At 38.1% G+C, this 13,837-nt stretch carries 11 protein-coding genes; 1 reads left to right on the top strand and 10 read right to left on the bottom strand.

Going from position 1 to position 13,837, the window contains the following annotated elements; translation table 11 throughout:
- Positions 1–30 precede the first annotated feature (30 nt).
- From ACZZZC_RS06390 to ACZZZC_RS06350, 9 genes are all read right to left on the bottom strand, one after another.
- Entirely contained in the window at positions 31–1,338 is a 1,308-nt protein-coding gene (locus ACZZZC_RS06390) for a monooxygenase (protein ID WP_463485315.1), read from the bottom strand.
- A gap of 1 nt (position 1,339) precedes the next feature.
- Complete coding sequence (locus ACZZZC_RS06385; protein ID WP_463485314.1) at positions 1,340–1,909, bottom strand: redoxin domain-containing protein; 570 nt, start codon at positions 1,907–1,909, stop codon at positions 1,340–1,342.
- Between the two features lie 51 nt (positions 1,910–1,960).
- Positions 1,961–3,679 carry a SusD/RagB family nutrient-binding outer membrane lipoprotein gene (locus tag ACZZZC_RS06380; RefSeq protein ID WP_463485313.1) on the bottom strand — a complete coding sequence of 573 codons (1,719 nt, stop codon included), beginning with the start codon at positions 3,677–3,679 and terminating at the stop codon, positions 1,961–1,963.
- A gap of 21 nt (positions 3,680–3,700) precedes the next feature.
- Positions 3,701–6,982, bottom strand: coding sequence for a SusC/RagA family TonB-linked outer membrane protein (locus tag ACZZZC_RS06375; protein ID WP_463486791.1), 3,282 nt, complete (start codon positions 6,980–6,982; stop codon positions 3,701–3,703).
- 335 nt (positions 6,983–7,317) lie between these two features.
- Positions 7,318–8,511, bottom strand: a complete 1,194-nt coding sequence (gene lepB / locus ACZZZC_RS06370) for a signal peptidase I (protein ID WP_463485311.1) — start codon at positions 8,509–8,511, stop codon at positions 7,318–7,320.
- A gap of 161 nt (positions 8,512–8,672) precedes the next feature.
- Complete coding sequence (dapB, locus tag ACZZZC_RS06365; protein WP_463485310.1) at positions 8,673–9,407, bottom strand: 4-hydroxy-tetrahydrodipicolinate reductase; 735 nt, start codon at positions 9,405–9,407, stop codon at positions 8,673–8,675.
- 10 nt (positions 9,408–9,417) lie between these two features.
- Positions 9,418–10,149: a DUF5683 domain-containing protein gene (locus tag ACZZZC_RS06360; protein ID WP_463485309.1), complete on the bottom strand. Its 732-nt coding sequence runs from the start codon at positions 10,147–10,149 to the stop codon at positions 9,418–9,420.
- Positions 10,149–11,057 carry a ParB/RepB/Spo0J family partition protein gene (locus tag ACZZZC_RS06355; protein ID WP_056848689.1) on the bottom strand — a complete coding sequence of 303 codons (909 nt, stop codon included), beginning with the start codon at positions 11,055–11,057 and terminating at the stop codon, positions 10,149–10,151. The genes ACZZZC_RS06360 and ACZZZC_RS06355 overlap by 1 nt, the downstream gene beginning before the upstream one ends.
- A gap of 7 nt (positions 11,058–11,064) precedes the next feature.
- Positions 11,065–11,868, bottom strand: a complete 804-nt coding sequence (locus ACZZZC_RS06350) for a ParA family protein (protein ID WP_056848688.1) — start codon at positions 11,866–11,868, stop codon at positions 11,065–11,067.
- A gap of 181 nt (positions 11,869–12,049) precedes the next feature.
- Between ACZZZC_RS06350 and ACZZZC_RS06345 the strand changes: the two genes are divergently transcribed.
- Positions 12,050–12,571 carry an NADPH-dependent FMN reductase gene (locus tag ACZZZC_RS06345; protein WP_463485308.1) on the top strand — a complete coding sequence of 174 codons (522 nt, stop codon included), beginning with the start codon at positions 12,050–12,052 and terminating at the stop codon, positions 12,569–12,571.
- A gap of 145 nt (positions 12,572–12,716) precedes the next feature.
- On the opposite strand, the gene ACZZZC_RS06340 is transcribed toward ACZZZC_RS06345, so the two are convergent.
- Positions 12,717–13,790 (bottom strand): DUF2891 domain-containing protein, encoded by a 1,074-nt coding sequence (locus ACZZZC_RS06340; RefSeq protein ID WP_463485307.1) that lies wholly within the window; start codon positions 13,788–13,790, stop codon positions 12,717–12,719.
- Positions 13,791–13,837 lie beyond the last annotated feature (47 nt).

Raw genomic sequence — 13,837 nt, 5'->3', positions numbered from 1 at the left:
AATGATAATAATAAGTCTAAGCAAGCTCGGTTATTTTAATAAGAGCTTCTCATCGCCCTCTTTGTATGGAAGAAACAGCATTAACATCGTCATCATCTCATCACTTGATTTCATATCATTAGCTGAAAAAACCATTTTAGGAGGATTATTAGGGTTGTTAGGGTTATTTTTCGAGTTATCGTAAGTAGCCTCCATTGTTAAAATGGACCCCTTCGGAATTTTTATCAGTTGCTTGAAACGATAAATTTCTTGCCATCTAAAATCCCATGATGGAATAGAAACTAAATTAATCGTTTTTCCATCTGGTGTTACTGCATAAGCTTTAAAATCTTTTCCCAACAGATGCATATGTGGCCAAATATATAATAAGGACTGATCTTTCGGTGTAACTATCTTTAAGTTAAATTTCTTCACAGAATCAGCAGGAATCATGAAGTAAGGATCAATTGAATTTTCTCCAACTCCAGCAGAACCCAAACTGACTACATCTATTTTCCTCTCTATTGGTGTCTTTTTAAAGAAAAAATTAACCCCTGAAATGCTTTCTTCCTCCTTTGCTGATGGACCATAATGAATGGTAAGTAGAATTACGCCTCTTTTTGGCATTACCCAACCTAAATTAGCCGGATAGGATTCGAATGATGTTCCCGGAATCCAACCCCCATAGTAGGTCATTTCCTTTTTAAAGGGCATATATTGATCATAAGCAGATCGGTCGCCATCTGTTAAATTTACATAGTCGGCCGCACTATTGATATCTACACCATCCGCTACCGGATGTATGGCGAAATTTGCATGATGAATAAGTTTCTTATTTGAGGAGAAAAATTCAATCGCCTCTACATTTTTTTCTTCGCCGAGCTCAAATGGTATCTTGAAAACGATGAAACGTTCTTCCCTATCTGATTTGACGATGAAGGGCTTCATTGTTTTTAAAACCAGTTCTGGCGTACGGCTGTATTGTGTTCCTTCTATATAATCCTGTTGCAATTTACCTTTAGCCTTAACTGTACCCTGAGGCATTTTATCGTCAACCCAGGCACTAATCATTTTCTTTTCAGCTTCACTTAACGACCGATCATTCTCAAAACTTCGGTAATGATTATCTGGCTTCCAGGGCGGCATAAAACCAGATTGGGTCACTTTTTTTATAAAGCTTCCTCTTTTTGAAACATCTTCATAGGTTAATAATGCAAAAGGTGCCGCTTCTCCTGGCCGGTGGCAGGGTGTGCATTTATTTTTAATTATTGGTGCAATATGCTCATAGTAGGTTAATTTCTGACTAAAACCCCATTTAACCACCAGTAAGGTAATAAGTAATAACAAAATTTTCTTCATTTTATTTGTCGTTAATTAAGCAGCCAACTGGCTTAGTAATTTTAACAGGGTAGTTGGGTGTAGTCAGGTTTGCAAGGGCGTCATTTAAGTAATGCGACGTGATAACTTTGCGTTTAACTCCAAGGCTCTCGGCCCAGTTATCAATTAATCCACGATATTTCAGTGCGCCTTGTTGATCGATTAAGATAACTTCTGGAGTAGTGGTGGCATTCAATGCTGAAGTTAATAATTTCAAATCGTCTACTAACAAAGGGAAACCTACCTTATATTCATCCTTGAACGCAGATATTTCCTTCAGTTTATAAGCATTTCCGGGAATTAAGCCCAGTATTTCCACGTTTGGATATTTTAATTTTAATGCGTTAAGTTCCGCTACATAATTTTGACATAGCGGACATTCTGGAGACAGGAAAACAAAAGCCGTAGCCTTACCAGCCATGATATGATCTGTTTTTCCATTTAATGCCTTTAACGGAATTTTTTGCAGCTTTTGAACGGAAATTTTGCTTTGGGCCTTCGCTCCGTAAATGCTTAAATTAACTAGCAATAAATAGGTGAAAATTCTAAACATCCTCTTAATATAAAAAACTCCCGGCTTTCACCAGGAGTTTTTGAAAAAAATTTATTTCTTATCCCACCAAACTCTTCCGGTAATATCACTTGGTCCCTGACCAAAATCAGGATCTGCCTGCATTGCTTTGTAGGCATCTGTAATATTCTGATAGTTTAGATTTGTAATTGACGGGATGCTTAATGCAGCTCTTCTTGGAATAGATTGCTCGGTACCCGAGGCTATAATCCTTTCAAGCGCAACAACAGTTGTGGTATTTGGCATACCTGTTCTTTTAAAAATTGCCCAGGCCTCGTTAGGCTGTTTAAAAAAGTTAAGGTAAGCCTGACTAATAATTTGATCCAGACCTTTGGCTGCATCATACTTAACTGGCGTTTTAGCCAGATAGTTGCTAATTTCCGTCGCTGTTACGGCTTGATAATTAGCAGCACCTGTGCGATCAATAATTTTAGCTTTGTTTGCAAGATCATCATATAACCTGATAGATGCTTCTACACCTTTATTATACCAGCTTTCAGCGCTTTCTGATGTTACGCCTCTTGCTGCTAACTCAGCACGCATAAAACAAACATCAGGATAAGTAATCAAAGGAAATGCGTTCATCCCTGTACCTCCATTTTCACCAGCGGCAAAAAGGCGTGGTTGAATCAGTGATAAGGTATCCATCACCTGAGGCACACTTTGTCCACTTGCATTCCTTACCGTGATAGTGATGTTATTAAGGAATTTAGCAAAGTCTGGCGCAGCAGAAGCATCCGGACTTGTAGCAACACCATAATATCTTCTCGGATCGAAGGTTGAAGAAGCTGGAACTTTACCTTGTGCTTTAGCCAGATCGAAATTGGTTTGACTAAATAAATTCTCCTGATAGAAAAACCTGATTCGAGGATCGGAATTGGTATACATGAAATCAACAATTGGCCTAGGAGCACGCAGGTTCCCAGCCGACCAGTCTCCACCATCTGCGTAGTTGGCATTGGCTCTAAAAATCCAACTTTCATTCGCATTATCGATCAAACCACCTGGGGCGGCTAAAATATCCAATACTTTAGTTCTCATTTTAGCAGCATCTCTCTTCATTAAACGCATCGCTATTCTCAATCTTGTTGAGTTCGCAACTTTTATCCATTTGGCCACGTCACCCTGAAAAAACAGGTCGTTTTTACCAAAAGAAGTTTGTGCAACAGGTTGCGTTGCACTTAAAGTTGTTACTGCGCTTTTTAATTGAGCGTCAAGAATATCAAATAATTCAGGCTGAGTGTTATATTTTGGTGTTTCAGTACCGCCATATCTCACCATAAATGCATCTGTGTATGGAATGCTGCCACTAATATCAGAAACATAAAAGGCATAATAAGCCTTAACTATTTTTGCAATTTCGACTTCATGTACTCTTTTTGCCTGTTCTTCTGCAGACATTTTTCTAATCAGCTGTTCTACATCTGTAAGGTTACCACCTACTGCAGGATAGAAAATGCCATAACGAACGTTTCTTAAACTGCCAGATTCTGAAATAAATGTTACACTATTTCCAGCAAGTGGTGTTAACATTTGCATCCAAGGCATAATGCCTCTGAAGTTATCATAATAAGCTTCGAAACGGTCTCCTTGAATACTTGCAACAGCATTCATAAATTGTTGTTCCGGAGTAATTACATCGATCAGCTGAGGATTGGTGTTAAGTTCAACAAACTTCTCCTTTTTACAGCCTGTAAAGGTCAGCCCAATTAAAGCTGTACAGGTTAAACCTATTTTATATATCGTTTTCATTTCAATTTCTTTTTTAAATTACTATAAAGAACCTTTTAATGAGAATGCAAATGTACGTACGTAAGGCATACCTCCGTATTCTGCAAAAGCTCCTGCAGTATTATTGAACAAACCTTCAGGATTAAGATGATCTGGTAAACTGTTGTATAGGTAAGTTAAATTCCTTGCGATTACACTTACGTTAATTCGGTTGAAACTAAGTTTTTCTGTGAATTTTTTAGGTAAAGTATATCCTACCGAAACCTCTCTTAGTGCAACCCAGCTATTTTCGAATGTAGAATATTCTCTAATACCTGTAGACCATTGTGTTAAACGTGCATAATGAACACGGGCGCTTACTGGCTGAATTAGCCCTCTGTTAACAGCTTCCTGGAAAGTTAAACCAGAAACATTAACATTACTGATTGTTGTACCTGCTGCAAAAACACCTTCAGGGATGATACCATCATTTGCAATGATATTTCCTTGTGCATCTTTTCTAGGTAAACCACCTAAATCAGCAGAACGGCCAAATAACGTGCTTTCAAATGCACCGAAATTTGTGCCATATTGATGTGTTCCAGAAGCTATTAAACCACCTACTTTAGCATCAATTTGGAAATTAACGTTAAAGTTTTTATACCTGATATTATTGATTAAGCTTCCGTTATACTTTTCCATCATACTACCCAAATTTTTGTTGCCCTGGCCTAAATCACCACTTCTCCAATAACTTCCATTTGCTTTTAAAAGCTTTTGACCGCTGTTAGGATCAGTAGCATAACCATAACCAGTATAAATACTTCCATATTCTTGCCCTGCAACAGCAACTGAACTCATGTCAGCTCCAAATGCATAGCCCAAAGTGTAAGTATCCACGCCTGGAGCTAATTCAATAATTTTATTGCGATTGCGAGCAAAGTTCAAGGTGGTATTCCATTCAAGATTGTTCGACTTGATTGGTGTACCAGTCAATAGTATTTCGATACCCTTGTTCTGAATGTTTCCTGCATTAAATAGTTTTTGACGAACTCCAGACTCAGACGGCAATGCCAATGACAAAATCTGATTAGTTGTATTCTTTTTATAGAATGAGAAATCTATTCCAAATCGATCATTAAAGAAACGTAATTCTGCTCCCAATTCAATTTCCTTAGTTAACTCATTTTTCAATTGTGAGTTTCCTAAAGTATATTCAGGATATCCATATCTAGGCATTTGAACGCCATTTTCATCAATATAAGTGCTTAAAAACGAATATTTCCCTTTACTCGTTGTGTACGGAGCCGTTCCCAATCCGGTGTGACCATAATTGGCTCTTAATTTACCGTATGAAAGAAATGCAAAATCATCGTTATTTTTCAAAGATTCAGAAAAAACGTAAGATAAACCTACTGAAGGATATAGATAACTATAATCGCCACTACCATCAGGATAAGTTAAAGTTGAAGACCAATCGTTTCTTACACTATAGTTTAACGTAAGCATATTTTTATAAGAGAAATCTCCGTAAGCATATACTGCATCGGTACGTTGGCTTCCATCTATCGAAAAGTCAGTAACTGCTGTATTTACAGAGTTTCCGATAAAGAACTTACCCGGATCTTTCAATCCTCCGTCAGTTCTAGTACGGGTGTAGTTATTACCAAAATCTTTAGTGGTTTCGGCACCAACACTTAAGCTTAGGCTGAAATTATCTGTAATTTGCTTGTTTCCATTTAATAAAAACTGGAACCTTGTACTTCTTTGATCTGATTGGCTTTTAGCATATTCGCCTCCGGTAAAGCCAACACCTGTACCAATATTTTTTGTTTCCTGTGAAGTATTGATCTGGTTTAACGTACCACGTAAAACTGCGTTTAACCATGGTCTGATATTGGCTGTAATATCAAGGTTACCTCTAAAATTGTTTTCACGTTGTCTAACATTGGTATTATAGATCGACCACCAAAGCGGGGCTAAACCATATGGGTCATCGCTACCTGTTAAGATACCGCCATTTGTTGGACTAATATATTTGTCTTTCCAATAGTTGGTATCATAGCTTCTTGGATTCGCGTAAACCAAGGCAAATAAAGGATTATTATTATTTGACTGGTTAACCGGATTAAAACTATTACTAGTGGTATAATTTACACCGGCGTTAATTTCGAATAGTTTAGCAAATTTATGCGAACCTCTAAAATCGAAAGCGTCCCGCTCAAATTTATTATTTGGCAAAATACCTGTGCTGAAAAGTTTAGTATATGAAAGACGGAAAGTTCCGTTTTCGTTAGCACCCTGGAATGCAAGATTTGAATTGCTGTAGTTTCCTAATTTATAGGCATCAAGTAGATTATTTGGCTTTGCATCCCATGTAATTATCCTACCATCAATGTCCTTAACCTGACTTCCGTCGAATCTTGGACCAAAGCTCCAAAAATAGTTAGCGGCATCAACCTGTGGAATACCATCGGTACCTTTCGTAAATGTTGGATTAATACCTGCACCGAAGTCATTCTGTAAATCCATAGTCCGGTAAGCCTCCTCGATTGTTTGAGTATGCGAAAATGAAATTCCTAAACCCTGGCCAGCTTTACCTTTTTTAGAGGTGATCAAAAGCACTCCATTCTGGGCTCTCGAACCATATAAAGAACTTGCAGCAGCACCTTTCAATACGGTTATGCTTTCATAATCATCAGCATTTAAGTTTTTCATGATGTTACCAAAATCCTGGGCACCATTACCATATGAGTCAGCTCCTGAAACACCTGGCTGAATCAAAACTCCATCAATCACAACTAAAGGTTGAGTATTCGGACTTAATGAAGAGTTCCCCCTGATTCTGATTCTTGATGATGACTGCGGACCGCCTGTTCCCTGGTTGATCACAACACCAGCTACTTTACCCTGCAAAGCATTTACAATGTTTGGTTCATTGGCACGAACCAAATCATCGCCTTTTACATCTTGAATAGAATAACTCAACTTTCTGGTTTGTTGCTTCACTCCAAAACCTGTTGTTACTACTACTTCATCGAGGGCTTTAGAATCTTCTTTCAGAGAGATGTCTATTGATGAACGATTTTCAACTGGTATTTCAGTTCTTAAATATCCAATTGCTGAGAAAACAATAGATTCTCCAGGATTTAGAGAAAGACTATATTTTCCGTTTGCATCAGTTTGGGTTGCCCGCTTCGTTCCTTTTACAGAAACGCTAACCCCAGGCACGGGGTTTCCGGTTACATCTTTAACGGTACCAGTAACCGTTTTTTGAGCATACGCACCTATAAACAATAATGTTAATAAGAATGCAGTAAATAGCCCTTTGTAGATTTTTTTCATTACAAATGAATTTAGTTAATAAATAGTTTGGTTGTCGGTTTTGTGAAGATTGTTTCTGTTCTGTAATAATAATAGTTTGATTAGGTTTAAAATATTCTTGCCACTAATAGTTAATCTGTATTGTGCTAACGTACTCGATGTAATCGTAAATTTGAAGCACTCTATCGCTGTAGTTATCAGGCGATAAAAGTGAAAGCTTGGTTGTTTGTAACAAACTTAATAAATAAATTTAAAACTTATCACAAACTTATTAATTTTTTTTAAAAGTTTGTTGCAAAACAAAAAAAGGCCTAGATCTCTCTAAGCCTTTTTTTGTTTTGATTTTCCGGGAAAAACTAGTCAATTCCTCTAAATAACCTGCTCCATCTTATTTTACTAAAGAAAGATGCGTCACTATCCCAACTCATCCAAATAAATAATGCTTTACCTACAATATGATCTTCGGGAACGAAACCCCAGTAACGTGAATCTGCTGAATTATGGCGATTATCTCCCATCATCCAGTAATAATTCATTTTAAAAGTATAAGTGGTTGCCACTTTATCATTGATGTACCAAACGCCATCCTTTTTCTCTACTTTATTTCCTTCATAAGTTCTGATGGCTCTGTAGTAAAGTGGCATTGTCACACTATCTATTTTCACAGTCCAACCTTTGGCGGGCACTTTAATTGGCCCGAAGTTATCCCGGTTCCAAACCCGATTTGGATCGTGAGGGAAAACTCCACCCTGCTCGGGACCGGCAGCATCAGGACTTAGCGTTACCGAACTGATAAAATCAAAAGCTTTTAATTTATCAGCTATTTCTGGTGAAGCATTTACGATATAGGTATTTTCAGCAATTGCAGGACTATTACCCAAATCCAATTTAAATTCATCAAGCGCAGCGTAATTAAAATCCATGGTTTTAAACACGATTTTATAAGGCATCATGCCCGTATTTTTCAATGGCTCTTGCTTTCCGTTTACAACAGCAACGCCGTTAGCCATCGAAATTACATCACCAGAAATGGCGATGCAACGCTTAATAAAGTTTTCTCGTTTATCAACAGGCCGATCAACAATCGTAAAGTTGTTCCGAACTTGCTCTCTACCCATGTTACGAACCATATTGTAGTAACTATCTGACTGATTTTCTACGGCAACGGTATCACCTTCCGGAAAATTGAAAACCACTACGTCATTTCTTTTTATTTCGGATAAGCCAGGCAAACGGTGATATTTCCATTGAACGCCATCCCAATAGGCCTTTGTTGATGTTGTTAACGGCATCGTGTGGTGTGCAAACGGGAAAGCAACCGGTGTCATCGGGATGCGGGCTCCATAATTAACTTTACTCACAAAAAGAAAGTCGCCAATTAATAAAGAACGCTCCATTGATCCAGATGGAATAGTGTAAGCCTCAATAAAGAAAACACGAATAATGGTTGCTGCCACTACAGCAAAAACAATGGCATCGACCCATTCTCTTGTTTTTGTTTTTTTCTTTTTAGTGGCATCTGTTTTTCGTTGCCAGAATTTATAATTCATATTAGTTTATGCTATTAAAGCCCCACACCAACCCTCCCCAAAAGGGAGGGAGCGCAAAGCGACTTAAAATCTTTGTTCTTTATTTCTTGCTCTTTGTTATTTGCTCCTTAATCTTTATTCCTTGCTCCTTAATCCTTGCTCCTCACTCTTCCTGCTCGCTCCTATTCAAAAATATCAGTGATACTGAAAAATCCTTTTTTGTCTTTAAGCCACTCTGCAGCAACCACAGCACCTAAAGCAAAACCTGCTCTGCTGTGTGCTGTATGTTTAATTTCTATGTCGTCTACCTCGCTGCTGTAAATCACCGTATGCGTTCCTGGTATGTTTTCAATGCGATGCGATTCAATGAGCAGTTGATCTGCTTTCGGGAAAGCTTCTACATCTGTTCCTACAACTTCATTTAACCACTCCGTCTTTCTCTCTAAATTATCTACGATACCTTCCGCTATTGTAATTGCTGTACCACTTGGCGCATCTAATTTTTGTGTGTGATGAATTTCTTCCACTTGAACCTCATAGGCCGGGTAGTTATTCATCAGCTTTGCTAAAGTTTGATTTAACTTAAAAAACAAATTAACGCCAATACTGAAGTTAGACCCATAGAGCAAAGTATTGTTACTCGTATTACAGTCATTTTTAACTTCCTGCAGTTTGCCGTACCAACCTGTTGTACCTACCACGACAGGAACATTTGCATCGAAACACGCACTAATGTTATTTAAAACCGAATCAGGTGTACTAAAATCAATAGCCACATCTGCCGATTTTAGGTTCTGCCTGGTTAAATCATCCTGGTTATCAATGGATATTTTTAGCACGATTTCATGACCGCGTTCAAGGGCAAATTTTTCTATAATCTGTCCCATTTTGCCATAACCTAAAAGCGCAATTTTCATGGATTTATTTTTAAAAAGTTAGAGATAATTTTAAGGCTGGCATGGCTCTAAAGCTATACATGCTGTTTGAATTTATCAATGTAGGAACCGCTCTGAAGGATAATTTATCATCGATATTAAAGAAGTGCAAACGAGCCGCAACGTAAGCATCTACCACGTTCGCGATGTAAACTAAACCGTATGAGAAAAGTACAATTTGCTTGTTTCTCCTGTAAGTATCTTTACCGGTAGTTATTCCCGAAGTAGAAAACTCACTTCCATCCGCTTTGATAAATGGCCCATTAGGATCTGCCTTACCGCCGTTATTATTCCGATACTGTAATTCTTTCAGGTACAAATCATATTGTTTACTACTCTCGATATACGACAGCGTCAATACGGTGAACCCACCATAAATGGCACCTATTTTACCTATGGTGTAAATGCGTTGAAAGGTAAGATTTTTACCCGCCCTGGAACCATCATTCAATAATTGCAGATTGTAAATCTGGCCAAGTCCGGGCAATATTAATGATTTTAAAACTGCTTTTCTCCCAGCAACTTTACCAGGGTTTACATATTTGGATTTAACTGAATCACGCTGCGTCATTACTTTAGGCGAATCTACTTTCATAGGCCTATAGTTACGACTTTTCAGCGTATCAGTTGCTTTTGATACTGTATCTTCTACCTGAGCCGAAGCTTGGTTTACCAGAAAAAACGTAACCGCAGCAACCAGTATTAAAAGCTTATTGAAATGCATTACCAGTCTAATAATTCTAAAATTCGGTTCAAATCGTCGTCACTCATAAAAGGAATCTCGATGGCGCCTTTGCCATTCTGCGAAACCTTTAATTTTACACGGGTAGCAAATTTAGAAGCCAGATCATCCTGCAGTTTTTGATATTGAAAAGAAACGCCCTTTACTGCTGGCTTTTCTTCGATTTTAAGTGGGGAATGCTGTAAATTACGAACCAGTTCTTCAACTTTACGCACCGACAAACCTTTATCTAAAATCTCCTGATGGATAAATAATTGTTTATCAACACCATCAACATTAATCAAAGCACGGGCATGCCCCATCGATATTCTTTGATCGCGGATGGAGGCTTGAATGGCTGGTGGAAGTTTCAACAAACGCAAATAGTTGGTCACTGTGGTACGGTTTTTCCCAACCCTTTCGCCCAACTGTTCTTGTTTTAAACCCACTTCATCAATCATCCTCTGGAAACTTAATGCCACCTCAATGGCATTTAGGTTTTCTCTTTGGATGTTTTCGATCAATGCCATTTCCAACATCTGTTGGTCGTTAGCACTGCGAATATATGCCGGTACTTGTGTTAAGCCTGCTAGTTTTGAAGCCCTAAATCTACGCTCACCAGAAATTAACTGGTATTTGTTTGCGCCGATTTTTCTTACCGTAATGGGCTGGATTAACCCTTGCACTTTGATGGAATCTGCTAGCTCATTTAAAGCTACCTGATCAAACTCGGTACGTGGTTGATAGGGATTGGTTTCAACTTCCGTTAAACTTACATGACTGATATTACCAATCTGCTCGGTTTCACTTACAGCATTTACTTGCTGTTTTGGTGGATGAGAAGATTCGCTATCATCTAAAAGCGCACTTAACCCTCTTCCTAAACCTGTTTTTCGCTGAAAAGATGTCATCTATAATTTATAAAGTTGCTGTATCTATATTTTCTTCTTCTTTTAACAGTCCGTTTTTCTTCACGATTTCTCGGGCAAGATTGAGGTAATTAATTGCGCCTTTGCAATTGGCATCATGCATAATTACCGAAACGCCATAACTTGGCGCCTCACTTAAACGGGTATTTCGCTGAATAATGGTATCAAAAACCAACTCATGGAAATGCGTACGAACCTCTTCAACCACCTGGTTTGATAAACGTAAACGAACATCGTACATGGTTAATAAGATTCCTTCTATTTCCAATTCAGGGTTTAAACGGTTTTGAACAATTTTAATTGTATTTAACAATTTGCCCAAACCCTCTAACGCGAAATATTCGCATTGAACCGGAATAATAACCGAATCGGCCGCTGTTAAAGCATTGATGGTAATTAATCCTAAGGAAGGAGAACAATCGATGATAATGAAATCGTACTGATCTTTAATTTTTTCTAAAACCGCTTTCATTTTATACTCACGGTTATTGAGATTGATCATTTCAATTTCGGCACCAACCAAATCAATATGCGCAGGTAACAAATCTAAATTCGGAGTATCTGTTTTTTGGATAGCCTGGGCAGGGTCGATATCGTTGATGATACACTCGTAGATACTGTCCTTGATATTCCGGGGATCAAAACCAATACCTGAAGTTGAATTCGCCTGAGGATCAGCATCTACTAATAAAGTTTTGTATTCTAAAACGGCTAAACTCGCCGCAAGGTTTATAGATGAAGTTGTTTTACCAACACCACCTTTTTGATTTGCTAATGCAATTATTTTGCTCATCTATCTATCCGAAATTTAATAATGCGTATTTGGGCGCTGTTTATTTATGCCTTTAAATCGGCAAAAAGTTCTATTTTTGCGTTATTTACGCCCTTTTTATCAATCAGCTAAGATACAAACTATATGGTAATTTTAGCAAGAAGGTCTATCGGGTTTTAAACATCTTATTAACAATTCATCCATGATCACAATTATAGCTGCCACCAACCGACCCAATAGTAACACGCTAAAAATTGCTAAATATTACCAGGCGCAACTGAAAATAAAAGGCTACGAGGCTGGCGTTTTTAGTTTAGAAGATTTGCCTGCAGATATTTTAAATACGGATATGTTCGGGAAGCGGTCGCCAGCATTTCAAAAAATCCAGAATTTGATTAGTGAGACAGACAAGTTTATTTTTGTGATGCCTGAATACAATGGAAGTTATCCCGGAGTGTTGAAGGTAATGATTGACGCCGCCGATTTCCCAGGAAGTTTTTATGATAAAAAAGCAGCCCTGGTTGGTTTATCATCTGGCAAATATGGAAACATTCGTGGAGTAGATCATTTCACTGGGGTGTGCCATTATATTCATCTGAATGTGCTTCCATTGAGGATACATATCCCTAACATCAAACAAGAACTGGATGCAAATGGGAGTTTATTTCAAGAAGACACAGTTAAATTTACGAATGAACAGATAGATAAATTCATCAACTTTTAACCAGGATCTTGAAGGACTTAAAGATTTTAAGATCAATGTCTTCACTCGTTGCATGCCTGTGCTCGTTTCTAACGAGTGCAAAATAGCTTATCGATTTAATCGATTCTGTGCCTGTACTTGTCTCCAATAGATACAACACAAGTCACTATTTTTCTAAAGCGTAAACCGCAAAGGAAGCTAGCCAGTGATCGCCACCATAATTACCGGCAAAAACCAGAGGCAATGCATTAGCTAAAAATTTGTTAGCTGTGCTTTCAAAATGTTTTTTCCATTTATGGTTTTCTGGCAATTCTTTCGCAATTCCTTTCATGCACCATGCCCGTGTGAAGGATAAACCCACTAAATGAACGCCCTGATAATCGTTTATATCGCTGATGATCGGCAGATCGCTAATCCTATCGATACTTCTTTTTTCATAGAATTGATTTAGCCAGTTTACAAAGTCTTTTTTTGGAAGAACCCGCCTCATTAAATCGGCTATCTCTAAACTTGGCGAAAAGAAATCAGATCCATCTGGCTCAAGGTAAGCTGGAGTTGCCTTGTTATCTAAATAGAAAGCTTTTGCCTTTTCTTCAATCTGTTTTTCGAATGCCACATCTTTAAAAGTTCTTGCCCAATCTAAGGCAAACACTAAACCAAATGCCGTATTAGGATGTACGCCTGTTCTGTTAGGGTAAGTCTGCTTTGGCAAATAGGCTTTCCATAGCTTTAAAATCTGTTGCGTTAAGGGTTGCAACGCGGCATGCCATTTTTTAGCATTCGGATTATCCCAGGTGTACAATTCCTGATCAAGCTTTAATAACCAGGCCCAGCCGTAAGTGCGCTCATAAGTACTGGCCACCTGATATTTAGTGAAATACTCTGCCTCGGCTTTCATCTTATCAGGTGAAAAGGTTTTATCCAAAACCGCAATAATTTCAGTCTTGCTTTTAAGATCAGGAACCGTTTTTAGCAATCGCAGCAACATCCAATGCCCGTGGACAGAACTATGCCAATCTAAACAACCATAAAAAGCGGGATGCAGTTCACTTGGCAGCAGCCTTCCATCAACTGCTGTATTGGCCACATGCGAAGTTTTATTGGGAAATTCCTGAATAATGCATCCAAGCGGCATCTTAGCCAGCTTTTCTGCAACATCAGCAGTTAAAGTGGGTACAACCTGTGCCGAAGCAAATACGAACGAGAATATAAGAATGCAAAAGGAAAAGCTTTTTTTCATGATTGATTTAATTATAAGCCATTTAAATTATCATAGGGAATGATCTC

This window comes from Pedobacter sp. AC212, assembly GCF_979258625.1.
This window is presented reverse-complemented; position numbering and strand designations above follow the sequence as displayed.

Excerpts from the sequence above, each read along its gene's own strand:
- ACZZZC_RS06390 (WP_463485315.1), bottom strand. The coding sequence starts at position 1,338 with ATGAAGAAAATTTTGTTATTACTTATTACCTTACTGGTGGTTAAATGG.
- ACZZZC_RS06385 (WP_463485314.1), bottom strand. The coding sequence starts at position 1,909 with ATGTTTAGAATTTTCACCTATTTATTGCTAGTTAATTTAAGCATTTAC.
- ACZZZC_RS06380 (WP_463485313.1), bottom strand. The coding sequence starts at position 3,679 with ATGAAAACGATATATAAAATAGGTTTAACCTGTACAGCTTTAATTGGG.
- ACZZZC_RS06375 (WP_463486791.1), bottom strand. The coding sequence starts at position 6,982 with ATGAAAAAAATCTACAAAGGGCTATTTACTGCATTCTTATTAACATTA.
- lepB (WP_463485311.1), bottom strand. The coding sequence starts at position 8,511 with ATGAATTATAAATTCTGGCAACGAAAAACAGATGCCACTAAAAAGAAA.
- dapB (WP_463485310.1), bottom strand. The coding sequence starts at position 9,407 with ATGAAAATTGCGCTTTTAGGTTATGGCAAAATGGGACAGATTATAGAA.
- ACZZZC_RS06360 (WP_463485309.1), bottom strand. The coding sequence starts at position 10,149 with ATGCATTTCAATAAGCTTTTAATACTGGTTGCTGCGGTTACGTTTTTT.
- ACZZZC_RS06355 (WP_056848689.1), bottom strand. The coding sequence starts at position 11,057 with ATGACATCTTTTCAGCGAAAAACAGGTTTAGGAAGAGGGTTAAGTGCG.
- ACZZZC_RS06350 (WP_056848688.1), bottom strand. The coding sequence starts at position 11,868 with ATGAGCAAAATAATTGCATTAGCAAATCAAAAAGGTGGTGTTGGTAAA.
- ACZZZC_RS06345 (WP_463485308.1), top strand. The coding sequence starts at position 12,050 with ATGATCACAATTATAGCTGCCACCAACCGACCCAATAGTAACACGCTA.
- ACZZZC_RS06340 (WP_463485307.1), bottom strand. The coding sequence starts at position 13,790 with ATGAAAAAAAGCTTTTCCTTTTGCATTCTTATATTCTCGTTCGTATTT.